Source organism: Ferrithrix thermotolerans DSM 19514 (assembly GCF_900128965.1).
Classification (GTDB): Bacteria; Actinomycetota; Acidimicrobiia; order Acidimicrobiales; family Acidimicrobiaceae; genus Ferrithrix; species Ferrithrix thermotolerans.
Genome location: NZ_FQUL01000011.1, coordinates 32309 through 47818, shown reverse-complemented (window position 1 = coordinate 47818; position 15510 = coordinate 32309). Strand labels below are relative to the sequence as shown.

Sequence of the window (15510 nt, the reverse complement as noted above, 5' to 3'; positions counted from 1 at the left end):
TTGCAAAGAGATACCTTGTCTCATCTATTGAAGATTACTCCTCGCCATAAGTGCAGCCCCTACCGACCCTGAGTACTCTTTGTGAAGAGATGGACGAACCAACGGCAATGTAAAGGACTGGGAGGCTGGGATATAGCTGGGCAGCGCCCCTATAAGATCGCCCACGAAGTTCTCCCAAAAAAGGGGCACACCTCCTCCTACGACGATCTCCCTTGGATTTAGAATCCGAATCACCCAACTTAGACCCATGGCTCCAAGTTCTACATAGCGAGACATCTTCGTCTGTGCTACGTCCAAAGTGTCAGCAGAAGTTACGAAACAAGCCCTTAGCTCAGACTCCAGACACCCTCGCGCTCCACACTCGCAGATAACCACGCCTCCTGCATAACAGTGACCCAGCTCGCCAGCGAAGCCTTCCGATCCCCTTAGTAGCTCACCGTCTTGAACTATCGCCATGCCTATCCCAGTACCAAAGTTCACTACAGCTGTCGTCGAGTCCCCTAACAGATCCAACTCAGAGAAGGCTGCGCAGTTGGCATCGTTATCTACCACTATGCGACTAGGACCTTCAAGACCTAGCAGCTTAACAAAGTCAGTCCTGATCAACTCTGGGCGATGCGGAGAAAATACGGGGGACTTTGACCTTGAGCTTACCCACGCAGCTACCGCCACGCCAACCCTTTGGGCTCCTTGAATGCTGAAGCTGTCGAGCAAGCGGTTGGCGCTATCACCTAGTTGATCTAAAGATGTGAGAGGAAGATAACCAAGGTTCAACACCTCTCCATTGTCTAGGATCACGGACGCAGATAGCTTCGTTCCCCCTATGTCAAGTCCGAGAAAATATGGATCGGTGTCAGCCAAAGCTTGCGGTTACAACTTTCTTCGAGTTACTTGGCAGCGATGTTTGACTCCACCCTCTGCCTTAGATCTTCAAGCGCAGCGTGGATGATCTTAGACTCCGCCCTTCTCATAACAAATCCTGGGAAAGGAACGATGAGTTCGGCACTTAACTGATAGGTCACCTGGGTGAAGTTCTCTTCAGACTCACTAAGGCTGTAGGACCCATCAAGCTTCGAAACGATGTCTCCGGTCTTTAGCACCCAGCTCAGCTCGTAGGGAGCCTTGGTATAGTCGTATGACAGTGTGTATGAGGCGCTTCGCCCAAACGCCGTAGCCCGATACGTCACCTCAAGAGGTCGGCTAGAGTCATCCCTTCTAACTACCTCTACCGCCTTTATGTCAGATGCCCAAAGAGGATACGACTCGAAGTCCGTCACAACTGCATAGCATTCACTAGGCGTTGCCTTGACAACGATGGTTTCAGAGGCTATCTCCACATCCGCTCCTAGCTCTCCCTCAACCGCAACGTAACGGTTTGAGACTACGAATACAGCTTAGCTTAGCACCGCTAACTCAAGAGCTTCCCTCAGCTGTGTCGATAAGTGGTCGTAGTCACAGCACTCTACGACATACCTTCTGCCCCTCTCCCCAAAGGTCTTTCTCAAAGTCCTGTCTTCAAGCAGACGTCTCAGCCCCTCTTCAAGGAGCGCAGCGCTCTCTGGTGGATCCACCAAGAATCCAGATTCACCGTGCAGCACGGCCTCATAAGACCCTCCGCTTTTACCAGCTAAAACCGCAAGACCCGTTGCGGCTGCCTCGAGGAACACTATGCCGAAACCTTCCTGTTCGAGACCCAACCACCTAGAGCGCGTCAGCATCGCAAAGACATCTCCGCACCAATACAGCCTGCGCAGTTCAGACTTAGAGAGTCCGCCCTGAAAGCGCACCTCGACGTCGAGCTTTCTCGCTAGGGACCTAAGTCTGGCTTCGTCTCTCCCCGTGCCTCCAAGCATAATCAGAGGACGAATCTCTGGCTCCATAAGAGCCACCGCCTTTATCAGGGTGTCTGCTCCCTTTCTTGGCACCAGCCTAGAGACAAAGACCACGACATTACGAGACATATCCACCGAGAAGTACTTTCGAGCCTCGCATCTTTCAGCCTCGGTCGGCTCACGGAAGTAGTCATGATCTACGCCCGGACGAATAGTTTTCACCTTTCTAGACAGGTCGAGTCCCCGCCCGGCTAGCGATCGAATCACCTCGTTAGCCGGATAACCGCCGCCAGCAATCACGAGCGTGGACCTTTCAATCGTCCGACGAAGTTGCGTTCTTAGTGTTGGGATAGCCGCAGGTATCACGTACTCCGCCCCAAAGACAATGACCGCATAGGGAACAGAGAGAGACCACCCGACCCTGCCGAGCAAAAAAGCTGGTTCGATTACGACAAGAGAAGCGCCGATTTTAGCGACCTCCTCTTCTACAAGTGAAACAAGTGATCTTGTTGGAAGGAGGGGACCCTTTAGTCTTACAACTCTAAAGCCTACTTTGTCATCGAACTCCCGGTCTTTTTCCGCATCTCCGCTTGCTGGACATATGACCGTGAAGGTATCTGGGTCAAGTCGTCGCCAGAGCTCGTAGTGATAGTTCTGTATGCCGCCTCTCTTGGGGGGAAAGTCATTTGTAAGAAGAACGTGCCTTATCTTCACTTTGCGGAGTTTACTTTGAAACTGGCTCTCCTTGTGCTTGAGTGCAAGAGAGCCTAAAAACTATCTAGTTCGAGACGCTATGTATATGATAGAGCAAGCCCATGTCGCGCAAGCGACCACAACGCCTGTTCGGCCAAGACCGGATCCGGAGATCTCGAGTATCGACGCAGCAGTTCGACCTCTTGGTCTGTAATGGGACGTTTATTTCCTAGGGCTAACAGAGCGTTTCTCCTAATATGGTTAGCCGATCGAGACGGCACATAGAACCTCTCGCAACGTCTTAGCAGCTCTTCGTCGGTTAGAACGAGAAGTGTCTTCGGCTCAAAGGAGCTTTCCGCTGGCTCAAGTTGACTCTTTGAGTCTCTCCGAGCCCGCCCACCGACAGGGCATACCGTCTGACATCGGTCGCATCCATATATCTGAGTGCCAACCGTCTCGCGATAAGTGAGAGGGAACGACCCCTCGCGTTGCAAAAGCCATGCCAGGCACCTAGAGACATCTACAACTCCAGCCTGCTGTAAAGCTCCTGTTGGACAGTTGTCCTGGCAGCGCGTGCAACTACCGCATAGAGACCTCACGGGGGAGTCGGTAAAACATAGTTCGGCGTCGGTCACAATAGAGCCGAGCACGACGTTGGATCCGACCTTTGGGATAAGAACCAGCGAGTTCTTCCCTACCCAACCCAATCCGGCTCTCCTGGCAGCGGCCTTGTCCACCAGAGCGTTAGAGTCCATAACAACCTGAGCCCGATATCCGTTGTCTTTGAGCAACCGGGATGCATCATAGAGCATGGATCTGAGCTCTGCGTAGTAGTCCGACAAAGAGTAAGCTGCAACATAGTCAACCTCTGGCTCCAAAGGTTTTTCATAGCGATGAGCTGCTACAACGATACTTTTTGCATAGGGGTAAGTCACCCTTATATGGGTGGATCTGTAAGGGTTGCGATAGGTGAAAGCCATTGTGTCGTTCTCTCCGCTTGCACGCTGTCTTTGGAGGAAGGTCAGGTCACCCTCAAAGCCCTCGGCGGAGGTGATCCCCGCTGCAACTGCACCGGCGCTGCGAAGATTACCTAGTAACCTCTCCGAGAGAGCGTCAAGAGAATTAGCGAGACCGATCGGTCCTGATAAATCCATCAAACTAAAATAGACCCATTGTCACCGTAAGGGCCGATTTGGACTCGAAGGTCTACGCAGACCCGCAGCTTTTAGCTCTGAAAGAAGTCTTCGGGGGTCTACAAGCACAGCCCCGAGTTCGATCGATCTTGCGAGCAGTCTTTCAGGAATATCGTAGTGGTCACCCTGAAACGCCTTTCGGGGAACTCCCAACAGGTCTACAAAGCTATGAAGCTCCTCGAGGGATACGTTGCTCACTAGATGCGACCATCTTTCGCCGTCTTTGTACCAAAGAGGACGGTCTATTAGGATCACGCCATGGCCTCAGTCGTACTTCTCGGTCTTTACGGCCTCTTCAGGCATGCCCAGACCCAGTAGAACCTTCTCGCTCTCCTCAACCATCTCCGGAGGCCCACAGAGGTAGGCAACCTTTGGATCTATCTCGTGAAACACCTCAGAGATCATCTCTTTATCGATGCGTCTGTGGTATCTGCACCTCTCGTCTCCGGGGGCTCGGGTAAAGGCGTGGGAGACCGTAAGCCAGCCGTTCTCGCTCTCCAGACGCTCTAGATCATCCCTATAGATTACATATTCGTATCCCTTGGAGGAGAACAGAAGATGCATCGGTGTCGAGAGGCCCTTTGAAACCTGGTAACGGATCATCGCCATCAAAGGAACCACACCCGAGCCTGCTCCAATCAGCAACACAGGACCACCGTCCTGCTCTGTCCAGGTAAATGCACCGTAGGGCCCTCTTACCTCTAGTTCCTGACCAACGAAGCTCTCTCGTACCAGCCTTGGGGACACGAGACCACCTGGGGTTTCCCTGATACCAACGTCTACCACGGAGTAGTTGGGGAAAGGAGATGAGCCGATAGAGTAAGCCCTCTGGATAGGTCTGGGTCGGCCTTCGATTGGGATACGGATGTTATAGTACTGACCCGGGAGAAACGGCGTTGGATCAGGCACCTCGATCTGAAGGGTGTTGGTCTCCGGAGTCTCAACTATGATCCCAACGACCTTGCCCTTTTGCCACACGGGAGGCTTGGCCCGTACACTACCAGATTGGCCTCTCCGCACGGGATCTTCCACTTTCAGCTCGACCTCATTACGACTTTGTTCATTGACCACAGATTAAAGCATAACTGCAATAGGTGACTACGAGCTGTTCAGCTTCGACATCTGTCACCTAAAGCTCTCGATCAACTAGCCGAGTTCTGTGACCCACTTTGGCGACTCACACCATCTGCAAGAGACCTCTAGGATCTCCTTCCTTATAACTTCCTCACCCTCAATTCCTAACTCACCGCCCACGCTGAAGTGGTAAAAGGATTTGGAGACGACATCGGTTGTTACATCAAATCTGGTAACGTTCCCACAGTTTGTGCATCTATAGCGTCGAGTTTCCACGATAGTTACGATACCTTTAAAGTATGACCCTACGGCTGTCCAATGTGCACCAGTTCATAGTCCCGACACTTCGCGAGATGGCGGGACTTCACGATCTATATGACGCAGTAGCCGTGGACCTTAGTCCATCCTCGGTCGATAAAATGCTACTTACCTTAGGAACCGGAGATACGCCAGATCTAGATGAGATCGAAAGTGCCCAATTAGGCAACTATGAGGAAGGCCTTCGATTCGAATACAGAGATCTTTCTGTCCACAGATCCAACCCTTTCGTTCACATAGATAACCTCGATGTGTCTTGTTACGACAGGGAGTACGCTCCTGTTGAACAACGGACCGAATCGAAGGTTAAACACTTAGATCTATGGCCGGGCCTTGTGGATACTGCAGTTGCTACCCTAGATCGGGTCTCTGCCCCTATGGCATCGGCAGCTCTCTCCACGCTTAGAAACCTCGAGAGGTCTGTGGCACAAGAACCGATACCTGAAGAGATAAAGCTCAGATCCACCGCTGCTATTGCACGCCTAAAGGCCCATCTCATGGACTTTGAAGACCCAAACAAAAACGACGTACCTCCCGCTCTTGGAAGGCAAAGTCTTGAGAGATACTTAGGGGTCTACGACGGGGTCTCGTTCTCCTCCTCCGAGGTGATATCGTGGGCAGAGTCCGAAGCGAAGCGTCTTGGGGAGATGCTTGAGGACGGACTGCTTCGCCTTAGGTCTCTGCGTAAAGACCCTGAGTTGACAGTTAGAGACCTCCTCATGGAGTACCCTGAGATGCACCAAGTCTATACCTTAGCGCGTGAGACGATCTCAACGGCTCGAAGCTTTGTTGAACAAAGAGGGTTACTCAAAGACGTTGGCGGCATATGTAAGGTAGGACCTGCTCCTCTCTCAAGAAGATGGGCGATGGCGATGATGTCTTGGAACGCACCCTATGAGCAAAGTGCGCCAGCGATGTACTACATCACACCTCCAAGTGAGGAGTTCACTAAAGAGCAAGAAGCTCAGTGGATGTCCGTATTTTCTTTCACAACACTCCCAGCTATTACCGTACATGAAGCTATACCTGGTCACTTTGCTCATGGCCAGAGGCTTAGGAGTTCGAAGTCTGAGGTAACCAAGACCCTTCTCTCCAACGCCTTCGTTGAGGGGTGGGCACACTACGGCGAGGAACTCATGCTTGAGGAGGGTTTTATGAGCGACGATCCACGCTTTCAAATCGGTGTGGCAGTCGAGGCATTGGTGCGGATCGCACGGGTTCTATCTACCTTCATGCAACACGCAGAGGGAGTGACTGTGGCAGATGCAGCGCGCGTCTTTGAAGATCTAGCTCATCTAAAGGGGCCTGCTGCTTACTCTGAAGCCGAGCGGGCGCTATTTGACCCTACTTACGCCAGATACAGCCTGGGCAAAAAGGTGATAGCCAAAGAGAGAGACAGAGCAAAGGCCCTGATGGGTGGCACTTTTTCTTTAGGAGACTTTCACGACGCCCTTCTCCGATATGGCTCGCCCTCTTTGGGTCTTGTAGAAAAGATAACAGAGCTTTACATATCTCAATCTGCCAAGTAAGCTCCACAGACTAGACAAAGTTGCATACGATTAACACGCCCAGTCGATCTGAAAATCACACTCTACGACAATTGCATCCGAAGTACAACCTCTATAGGGTCGCCTCGATCGATAGGCATCGTCAAAACTCCCAAAGCATTACTACTTCTACCCCTTTACACCTCACATAAGGCTAATTTAGGTAAAGGGTAGCAAAAGTAAAGACTTAGAACACATGTACTATCGTTTCATCTCCAGTATAAGCTCGATCTATGCAGTTAGAGCTTGACTACGAGCTAACTCAGCTCTCTCAACTAACCTTTTGCGTGTTGGACGTGGAGACTAACGGGAGCGGACCCGAAGAACCGTCTATAACAGAGATCGCTGCGGTCAAGGTCCGCTACGGACATCTCGAGGATCGGTTCCACACTCTCATGAGGCCAAAAAATGCAATACCTCCCCGGATCGTAGCCTTGACCGGAATTCAAAATCACATGGTCGAGGAGGCTCCGTTGGAAAACGAGGTAATTCCACAGTTCGCAGAGTTTGTTCGAGGCACAGTACCAGTGGGACACAACGTGAAATTTGATCTGCGCTACATTAACGCCGCATGCGTGAGGATCGGAATGGAGCCGTTGACGGCCACACCGCTTGACACGCTGACGTTAAGCCGCAGGCTGTTATTGGGTGAGGTACATGACTTTCGCCTTGGCACCTTGTCACAGTACATCTCTGCTAGGTACCGTCCGAGCCACCGAGCGATGGACGACGTCTTGGCCACCGTGGAGCTGCTACATGCACTAATAGAGCGAGCGGGACAACTTGGAGCTACGCACTTAGAAGATCTGCGGACTATAACAACTCTAAACAGCGGTCAACTCGCCAAAAAAACGACGCTATCGAAGACTTTACCGCATAAAAGTGGGGTATACCTCTTTTTGGATCAGGAATCAAAGCCCCTTTATGTAGGTAAGGCCACAGACCTAAAGACAAGGGTAAGAAGTTACTTCTCCTCCGAACAGCGTCGTAAGATACCAGTTCTTCTGCACCAGCTTTCAAGGATCGACTACTCGGTGACGCCTACCCTCATCGAAGCTGAGGCGCTTGAGAGGCGGCTAATCCAGGGTTTAGCTCCGAGATTTAACCATCAGCATAAAAATCAAGAGCTTTGGTGGATCGATACAAGGCATCGGAGTTTACTCCCGTCCTCAGCAGCTAAGGACCACTTGTTAGCGAGACCCAACCATTTGCTCGGACCGTTTCTCTCTAAATTCTCCGCCCACTCTGCCCTTAGAGCTATAGAGTCCCTAAAAGACTCAGCTGGCGAGGTTCTCCTTGTAGATAGAGATCCGGAGGTCTATCAAAGGATCTACCACATCTTTCATAACAAGATGGTGTCGATGTCGAATGAGAAGGAGTTTGAAAAAGCAGCGGTTACGAGAGACGACGCCAAGAGGCTACTAATGAAACTGTCAGTCACTCTGCTAGCAAGGGAGATCAGAGACAGAGAAGCTCTGCAGTTGTTGGAGAGCCAAAGCCATCAGAGAGTAACGATCCAAGAGGGGTTACTTGATATCCAAGGTGACAGTTGTTGGTACCAATGGGCAAATAGATCCACAGACACAGAGTTATTCGAGTCGGCTCTCGTAGCCAACAGAGTACTAAGGGGCGGCCTCAACCCCCTAACCCATCTGTCAGACCTTTCCCTTGCGTCTGAGATCCACAGACTTGGGGAGTTGTTTGTGGCACGTTTATCCTGAAGAAATACGGTCCAACGAGACCCTTCCGACTCCCGTAACGCTGCCTTGGGGCAAGATAAGCACTTTGATAAGTAACTAACTGTATGTGGTTCGTGACTGAGCTAGTTGACCAGATGTGCTTACGTACCGGTCTTCACCTCTTCGTTAGAGATGCTAACTAGATCGTTTAGGGCATTTAGCGCCGCACCAGACCTCACGGACTCATATGCCATCTCGATACCATCCGCTATGGACTCTGATTGCTTTGATATATAAAGAGCTGCTCCTGCATTGAGCACCAAGATATCTAATTTGGGACCTTGAAGCCTTCCTTCCAAAACGTCTATTAGCTCAGCGGCGTTCTCGTTAGGGGTACCCCCCACCAAGTCTTCAATCTGGCATAGTTTGAAGCCGAAGTCTCTCGGATCCAGTTGGTATCTCTTCTCCTCAGCGAAACCGCCCTCGTTACAGACGATCTCGGTCACATAGGAGACAGAGGTGAGAGAGATCTCGTCGAGTCCATCTGCTCCGAAAACGACCATGGATCCCTTGGACCCTAAACTCGAAAGAACTTGAGCAACAGCATCCACCATCTTTGGGTCGGATACCCCAACTAGTTGGTAAGGGGTGTTAGCCGGATTTACTAGTGGTCCCAGAAAGTTGAAGACCGTGGGAACCTTCAGCTCCCTCCTTACCGGAGCCACATGAGCCATAGCGGGATGGTACCGTGGTGCAAAGCAAAAGCCAATTCCAGCGGACTCCACGCACCGAGCAACCACCTCTGGTGACATATCTATATCGACCCCCAGTGCCTCTAGGATATCCGCCGATCCACTCTTAGATGACGACGCCCGACCCCCATGTTTACAAACCTTCCCTCCTGCTCCAGCCACCAAGATCGCAGAGCCAGTAGAGACGTTTACGGTGTGTCTCTTATCGCCACCTGTTCCACAGGTGTCCACAGCTGCGGCACCTAGTACTACCTCGGTCTTGTACCTTGACATCACAGTCGCAAAGCTGCTCATCTCAAGTGGAGACTCACCTTTGGCTCGAAGTCCCAAAAGGAAGGCGGCCATAATCGTATGAGACGTGCGACCGGCGAGCATATCTTCCATAGCCCACTGCGCTTCCGTCTTATCTAGATCTTTCCGATCAGAGAGTTTGGAGAGGATCGTCTGCCAAGTGACGATGCCAGACGCCGAACTGTCGGTTGTTTCCATAACAAAAAAATAGCTGCCGATGCAACTTCTTAGGCGCATAGGTTGCTCACCTCTCACCTTAGGCATCGGGATAAGTAGCAAACTCAGAGCAGAGCAGATAAAGCGAGATAAAACTAAGAGTGGTTGGCACACCAAGCGACGATGGCTTTGAGAAAGACCAATTCAGATCTCAAGACACTATCGTTGTTAGACGTTGGGGTGGCCGCACCTCGTTACACTTTGAGTATCTAGCTACAAGATGGTGGCCCTCGGACTTACACATCGGTCACGAGAACATAGTCAGATAGACCGCTCGCCCCTACAGCAACGTAGAGGACATGAAGCCGGAGATCTCAGAGATGTGGAGCAGAGTCGTAGAAGACGACGATGACGCCTACATGCTCGATTACTTAGCCCTTGGATCCATAGAGAGATCGCTCGCACTAATCGACGTCTGGGCCGGTAGAGAGTATTTGATCCCCGGGCAACCATGATCGTTGCTCGGAAGGCCTAAGGTCAAAAAAGAAAGATAGGGTCGACAAGTGGCGCTGCGCTCCTAAAAAAGAAGCTGGACTGTTGGTCCATGGCTGCCAGGAAGAAGCCCAGATCGAAGATTACCAGGTCTCTATGTGTCACTTCCCCTTCTATGGAGATAGCCACGATGACGAACGGTTCTGTAGCTGGCATTCTAGGGACAAAGGGCAGTGGCTTGTACATGGACATGAACATGAGAGGTGACGCCAGCATGAGCGCATGATAAAGGTGAGTGTCGACGCCTGGGATGCTTCCCGGTTGCGGAACAACAACTTCTAGAACTCACCTCTAAAGGTCCAAAAACTCTTACTCGCACAAAGGGGACTCATGAGCGACCCACCGCTTCTTTGTAAGCGGACAAAGACACTCACAAACGCTGTCGGTCCGAGAAGACAGGTAGGGCTAAGTTGCGAGAGGATCAAAGCGATCCAATCAGATCTTCGAGTACCATCACCGTGAGTGCAATCGTAACTTAGGGTCGTCTGGCTGAAACGCAAAGTCGAAGTCTATTTACGTCTCAAAGTCTTTGGAAACGCTTACTCTGCAACTCAAACAACCATTAAGTTCAAATTCGACAATAATTTTATGCGTGTTTTGAGTGAGTTTTAGTACCCTCTTTATCCTTCTCTTTGAAGTCGCTATCGAAGACGGAGGAGCATATTGACCACTTTTTTCTCACCTCAGGATCAAGCTAAGTTCTCGAAATTTCATCTTCGGTCGGTCCTTACTACCGGAATGGGGGTTTTCGCAGACGGCTACGATCTCTCTTCTATAAGTGTGGTACTTCCACTTGTACTGGCGAGCTTTGGGATCAAAGCACTCGACACATTGGAGTCCTCACTGCTTGCAGGTTCAGCGCTAGCTGGAGCAACGATCGGAGCCTTAGTATTTGGACAACTCGCCAATAAAGGCAGAAAACGATACTACGGTATAGACGTAGGGCTTATGGCCATAGCTGGCCTGGCACAGGCGTTTGTACCTAACGTTATGACGCTCATCATCGTTAGGTTTATACTAGGCCTAGGCGTCGGAGCTGATTACACTTTGTCCCCAATGATCATGGGGGAGCACGCCAACGCAAAAGACCGAGGCAAATCCATGGCTTTTGGATTTGGGGTCACTTGGGTAACCGGTGCAGCCGTCTCCGCCTTGTTAGATCTCGGACTGACAACTCTTGGCGCCTCGCCGGATCTTGTATGGAGGGTTGTTCTCGGCGCTAGCGCCATATTCCCTGCGTCGGTTATCTACCTACGACGAAAGATGCCTGAGACCACACGGTATCTTGCCCGAGTAGAAGGCGACACTGCAACTGCGGCTCGGATCATATCTGAGATCGACGAAAAAGAGATAGCTCCTATCGATCCTAAAGCGATAAAGGATCCGAACTCTGCATGGCACTACATCAAGAAAGATCCCAAGAGAGTAATAGGACCCGTGCTGTTGTGGTTCCTCTTTGACATAGTTGCGTACTCGGGTATCTTGTTCGGTCCATCGCTCATCGCCAAGGGATTGGGGCTCAGCGCAGTCAGCTTTAGCCTACTAAACACCGCCCTCTTTACCATTCCAGGTGCGGTGATAGGACTTTCACTACTTGACAGAGTTGGAAGAAGACCCATTCAGGTGCTGGGGTTCATCGGGATGGCCGGTGCCCTAATTGCCTTTGGACTATATTCGGGCTCCGTCGCTGCTATGGTTCCCACGACCGGACTCATCCTTTATGGACTACAGAACTTCTTCTCTCAAGTTGGACCCGGATCAGTAAGTGCATCGGGTATCTTAGGAGTGGAGTTGTCACCCACGAAGGCACGCGGCTTCGTGCAAGGTCTCACAGTAGCAGGCGGCAGAGTCGGAGCCATGATAGCAGCCTTTGTCTTCCCTGCTCTATTCAAAGCCTACGGGGAGTCCTTCGCTATCTACTTCCTCGCAGCCACAGCTGGTCTTGCCGCAGTACTTACGATAGTCCTGATCCCTGAGACGAAAGGGCTTTCTCTAGAAGAGAGTTCATCCGACGTAATTGTCCTCGAAGGAGACTACTTACCCTCTTTCGTGGAGCCGTAACCCACCACGAAGAGGCGGACCATTCAAAGAGGGAAGATAGAAGCTCTTTGCTTGATCCGCCTCATCTAACAATTGCAGTCGACTCCAAGCCGGAACTAGTCCCACCAAATATCGTGGCCGAGGACCGCTTTTCCTATAAGACCCAACTGCACCTGGGTACTTCCTTCGACGATCGTGAGCTGTTTTGCATCTCGATAATAAAGTTCCGTTGGATGATCTTCCATGTATCCCGCAGCACCAAGTAGTTGCACAGCCAACGAAGATGCTCTCACCGCCATCTCAGTGGCATAGTACTTGGACATCGAGAGATAAGGAACCCACTCTTTGGTAAACTTGCCCTGATCGGCAAGCCACGCAGCCCTATAGGTTAGCAGGCGGGCGGCCTCGATCTCCGTAGCTATCTTGGCAATCTCCCACTGGATACCCTGGAAATCTGCGATCGTCTTTCCAAATGCCTCCCGAGCCTTTACGTACTCAGCGGCGTACATAAGCGCTCCCTCAGCCAAACCGATACCTCTTGCAGCCACGATGGGGCGCATGGAGTTCAGTCCTAGCATCGCCAGGCGAAAACCTCCGACCTCGCCTATTACGTTTTCGGGAGGCACCCGAACACCATCTAGGTGGAGCTCCCCAGTATCTACTCCATGTACGCCCATCTTCTTATCTACTCTTGGGACACTCACCCCTTCTAGGTTGCGATCGACGATAAAGGCCGTGATCGCCGAGTGGTCTCTCGATGACGGATCACCGGTCTTTGCAAACACGGTGTACCAGTCTGCCTGAACTACTCCTGAGATCCAGCATTTTGTACCAGACAATATCCATCCTCCCGGAACCTCAGGATCAGGAACGGCTCTCGTCCGCATTCCAGCTACGTCAGAGCCTGCCTGCGGTTCAGATAGGGCAAATGACGCCCTCTGATATCCTTCAGCGATGGGGGTAAGATACCTGTGTCTTTGCTCCTCAGAGCCCGCTATCATCACAGGTCCAGTTGGGAGCCTGGTGAGCAGTAGCATGAGAGCGGCGGTGTTTGAGTACTTGGCTACCTCTTCGATTGCGATGGTCAACCCCAAGATGCCAGCACCAGAGCCTCCGTACTCCGCTGGTATGCATAGTCCGAGCAACTGGGCGTCACGGAAGACCTCGAAGATGTCTTGCGGATACTCACCGGTGGAGTCGATCTCTCGAGCCCTTGGGGCGACCTTCTCCCTTGCTATCTTCCTAACGGTAAGCTGCAGCTCCTGCAACTCCTCGCTCAAGTCAAAGTCCAACTCACACCTTCTTCTTTAGGCTATCTCAACCAACAAGCCCATGATAGTCAAACTCCGCTCCACAGACCAGATCACCCATTCCAATCGGCAACTATAGACTCCTTGACCTCCTCTGACAAAAGCGCCTCAGCTGCGTAGTTCTCATGCTCCACCTTTAGGTATACATCGGAGCCAAGAAACACCTTTTGGGCTTTGTCGCTTAGATCAAAGACGAGATAGTGTACCGAAGGCGTGATGTCGCCCCTGGTAAGCTGCTCTGCGTGTCCCTCTTCGGGGTAGGAGGTGAACGAACCCGCCTCTGTAACAATCGACAACTTACGCTCTATGCCCGTCAGGGTGGGAAGCCAGTACATAAGCTCGGATTTGTTTGTGAGCTCTATGAACAGAGTCCCGACCAACTGACCTTCCCTAGGTATCAGGCTCTCATAAGCGTCTATCTCCGCCTGTATCTGGGTATCTGACAGCATCCTCTCTGCCCTAGCCATCTCTTGGATCTGATAGAGAACTGTCTTTTTGTTTTCAAAAGTGAAAGACATGATCTCTCCCAGAGTCACCCGTCGCATACGCCGATAGGCAATCATCTCAGCCTTCGTTACTTCCCTGTGACGTTCATAGGATCTAAGATCCTCTATCTCGTCAACTCCAATTAAACCCTTAGACATCTACTGCCTTTCTATATCAAATCCGTTTCATAGCTCATCGCCTGACTCTAAGTCAGTTCGTTACTCCCGTGGTATGCCATATGCCCTTGCCAACACGGAAAGAGGGTGTTCCACCTTGTGAAGAGTCTCCTCGTAAATCGCCGTATTGGCGAGGTGACAGTCACCGACAAAGGTTTCACAGCCCGTCTTTTCCAGCGCTACACCAAGTGCCGCAGAAATCTTCTTCGAAGAGTCGTAGTTCTCCTTTCGGTACCCCCACGTGCCGTCGATGCCTGAGCACTTGGCCACCAGATTTACCTTGGTCCCAAGCAGCTTAATGAGGTCCCTTCCCTTGATTCCTGCGTTCTGCGCCTGTAGGTGGCAAGCCGAATGATACGTTATCTCCTGCGGAATCTCTCCAGAGAAGTCGTCTTTCAATCCTCCCAACTGCTTGTGTATCCGAAATAGATACTCAGACGCGTCGTACGTACGTTCGCTCACCCTCTTGGCATCTTCGTCTTTCACGTAGATTGGATAGTCTTTCTTTACGACGTAAGCACACGTAGGTTGGGCTATCACGACATCTTTTCCCTCGTCCACAGCCTTTGCTAGAGCCTTCACGTTTTTCATAGCTACCTGCTCGAACTTCTCTACATTTCCCTCATGCAACCATGGCGCACCGCAACAGCTCACTCCGTCAGGAAGCGAGCACTCGATTCCGTTGTGCTCGTATACCCTTACAAGATCCTTGCCGATCTCTGGAGCCATGTAGTCGATAAAACAGGTTGGATAGACACTAACCTTGGCTCTTCGATTCTCCACAAAGGGGCGTATCCGCTTCTTGAACCAGTGACGAAAACGTACCTTCGCATAGGGAGGCAACAGTCTCTTTGAAGAGATCCCCGCCAAGGTATCCATGGTTTTTCGGATAGGGCCTTGATTATCGGCGATAGCCTTGTTTGCTATTGGAGCCAGTGCCGAAGAGACTGTGCCGACAAGATCGGTACGCGCTAGCGCCTGGTCTGTAACGTACTCGATAAGGGGCTTCTTCTTGTTGTAAGTCTTTACCGCATTAGCCCGCATCATGAGCCTTGGAAAGTCAAGATCCCACTCGTGCGGAGGGATGTAGGGGCACTTGACGTAACAGATCTTACATTGAAAGCATTCATCGACAACTGCATCTTGTTCCGCAGAAGATAACTTCTCGGCATCCCCGTCGTGGGCGTCAATGTAGTCAAACAACAAGGGGAACGAGCCGCAGTAGTGAAGACACATTCGGCATCCGTGACATAGATCGAAGACCCTTGTGAGCTCTTCTCTCAAGTCGCTTTCGAGCAGATACTTTGGGTTGTAGGGATCGTAGGTGGTTGTCATTACATCCTCGCTATCTATTGATAGAGGTGGCCCGGGATGATTCCCCGGTCCACCTCACTACAGATCTTTAGCAAAT

General features: G+C 51.3%; 15 protein-coding genes. 4 read left to right on the top strand and 11 right to left on the bottom strand.

Annotation, left to right across the window (positions count from 1 at the left end; all coding sequences use genetic code 11):
* Positions 1-24: 24 nt before the first annotated feature.
* From BUA24_RS05225 to BUA24_RS05195, 7 genes are all read right to left on the bottom strand, one after another.
* Positions 25-861 carry an ROK family protein gene (locus BUA24_RS05225; RefSeq protein WP_072789573.1) on the bottom strand — a complete coding sequence of 279 codons (837 nt, stop codon included), beginning with the start codon at positions 859-861 and terminating at the stop codon, positions 25-27.
* Between the two features lie 26 nt (positions 862-887).
* Entirely contained in the window at positions 888-1337 is a 450-nt protein-coding gene (locus BUA24_RS05220) for an SRPBCC family protein (RefSeq protein WP_072789570.1), read from the bottom strand.
* 57 nt (positions 1338-1394) lie between these two features.
* On the bottom strand, positions 1395-2546 hold the full coding sequence (locus BUA24_RS05215; RefSeq protein WP_084660219.1) for a glycosyltransferase family 4 protein: 1152 nt from the start codon (positions 2544-2546) through the stop codon (positions 1395-1397).
* Positions 2547-2623: 77 nt separating this feature from the next.
* Entirely contained in the window at positions 2624-3679 is a 1056-nt protein-coding gene (gene queG, locus BUA24_RS05210) for a tRNA epoxyqueuosine(34) reductase QueG (protein ID WP_072789567.1), read from the bottom strand.
* A 21-nt stretch (positions 3680-3700) separates the two neighbouring features.
* A complete protein-coding gene (locus tag BUA24_RS05205) occupies positions 3701-3973 on the bottom strand; it encodes a DUF4031 domain-containing protein (RefSeq protein ID WP_072789565.1) in 273 nt (90 codons plus the stop codon).
* Positions 3974-3982: 9 nt separating this feature from the next.
* A complete protein-coding gene (locus BUA24_RS05200) occupies positions 3983-4789 on the bottom strand; it encodes a ferredoxin reductase (RefSeq protein ID WP_084660218.1) in 807 nt (268 codons plus the stop codon).
* Positions 4790-4864: 75 nt separating this feature from the next.
* On the bottom strand, positions 4865-5068 hold the full coding sequence (locus BUA24_RS05195) for a hypothetical protein (RefSeq protein WP_218587410.1): 204 nt from the start codon (positions 5066-5068) through the stop codon (positions 4865-4867).
* A gap of 23 nt (positions 5069-5091) precedes the next feature.
* On the opposite strand from BUA24_RS05195, the gene BUA24_RS05190 reads away from it, so the two are divergent.
* Together BUA24_RS05190 and BUA24_RS05185 are read left to right on the top strand one after the other, a co-directional pair.
* Complete coding sequence (locus BUA24_RS05190; RefSeq protein WP_072789560.1) at positions 5092-6639, top strand: DUF885 family protein; 1548 nt, start codon at positions 5092-5094, stop codon at positions 6637-6639.
* Positions 6640-6890: 251 nt separating this feature from the next.
* Positions 6891-8378 (top strand): exonuclease domain-containing protein, encoded by a 1488-nt coding sequence (locus BUA24_RS05185; protein WP_072789557.1) that lies wholly within the window; start codon positions 6891-6893, stop codon positions 8376-8378.
* A gap of 119 nt (positions 8379-8497) precedes the next feature.
* Here the strand turns inward: BUA24_RS05185 and trpD are convergent, their stop codons facing one another.
* Positions 8498-9577, bottom strand: a complete 1080-nt coding sequence (gene trpD, locus BUA24_RS05180; protein WP_178138714.1) for an anthranilate phosphoribosyltransferase — start codon at positions 9575-9577, stop codon at positions 8498-8500.
* A 317-nt stretch (positions 9578-9894) separates the two neighbouring features.
* On the opposite strand from trpD, the gene BUA24_RS12450 reads away from it, so the two are divergent.
* Both BUA24_RS12450 and BUA24_RS05170 read left to right on the top strand, forming a co-directional pair.
* Complete coding sequence (locus BUA24_RS12450) at positions 9895-10050, top strand: hypothetical protein (protein WP_178138713.1); 156 nt, start codon at positions 9895-9897, stop codon at positions 10048-10050.
* 700 nt (positions 10051-10750) lie between these two features.
* Positions 10751-12148 carry an MFS transporter gene (locus BUA24_RS05170; protein ID WP_072789551.1) on the top strand — a complete coding sequence of 466 codons (1398 nt, stop codon included), beginning with the start codon at positions 10751-10753 and terminating at the stop codon, positions 12146-12148.
* A gap of 95 nt (positions 12149-12243) precedes the next feature.
* Here BUA24_RS05170 and BUA24_RS05165 read toward each other — a convergent pair whose 3' ends face one another.
* The 3 genes from BUA24_RS05165 to BUA24_RS05155 form a co-directional block, all read right to left on the bottom strand.
* Positions 12244-13419: an acyl-CoA dehydrogenase family protein gene (locus BUA24_RS05165; protein ID WP_072789549.1), complete on the bottom strand. Its 1176-nt coding sequence runs from the start codon at positions 13417-13419 to the stop codon at positions 12244-12246.
* Between the two features lie 71 nt (positions 13420-13490).
* A complete protein-coding gene (locus tag BUA24_RS05160) occupies positions 13491-14081 on the bottom strand; it encodes a DUF3501 family protein (RefSeq protein ID WP_072789546.1) in 591 nt (196 codons plus the stop codon).
* 60 nt (positions 14082-14141) lie between these two features.
* Positions 14142-15434, bottom strand: coding sequence for a heterodisulfide reductase-related iron-sulfur binding cluster (locus tag BUA24_RS05155; protein WP_072789543.1), 1293 nt, complete (start codon positions 15432-15434; stop codon positions 14142-14144).
* Positions 15435-15510: the final 76 nt, after the last annotated feature.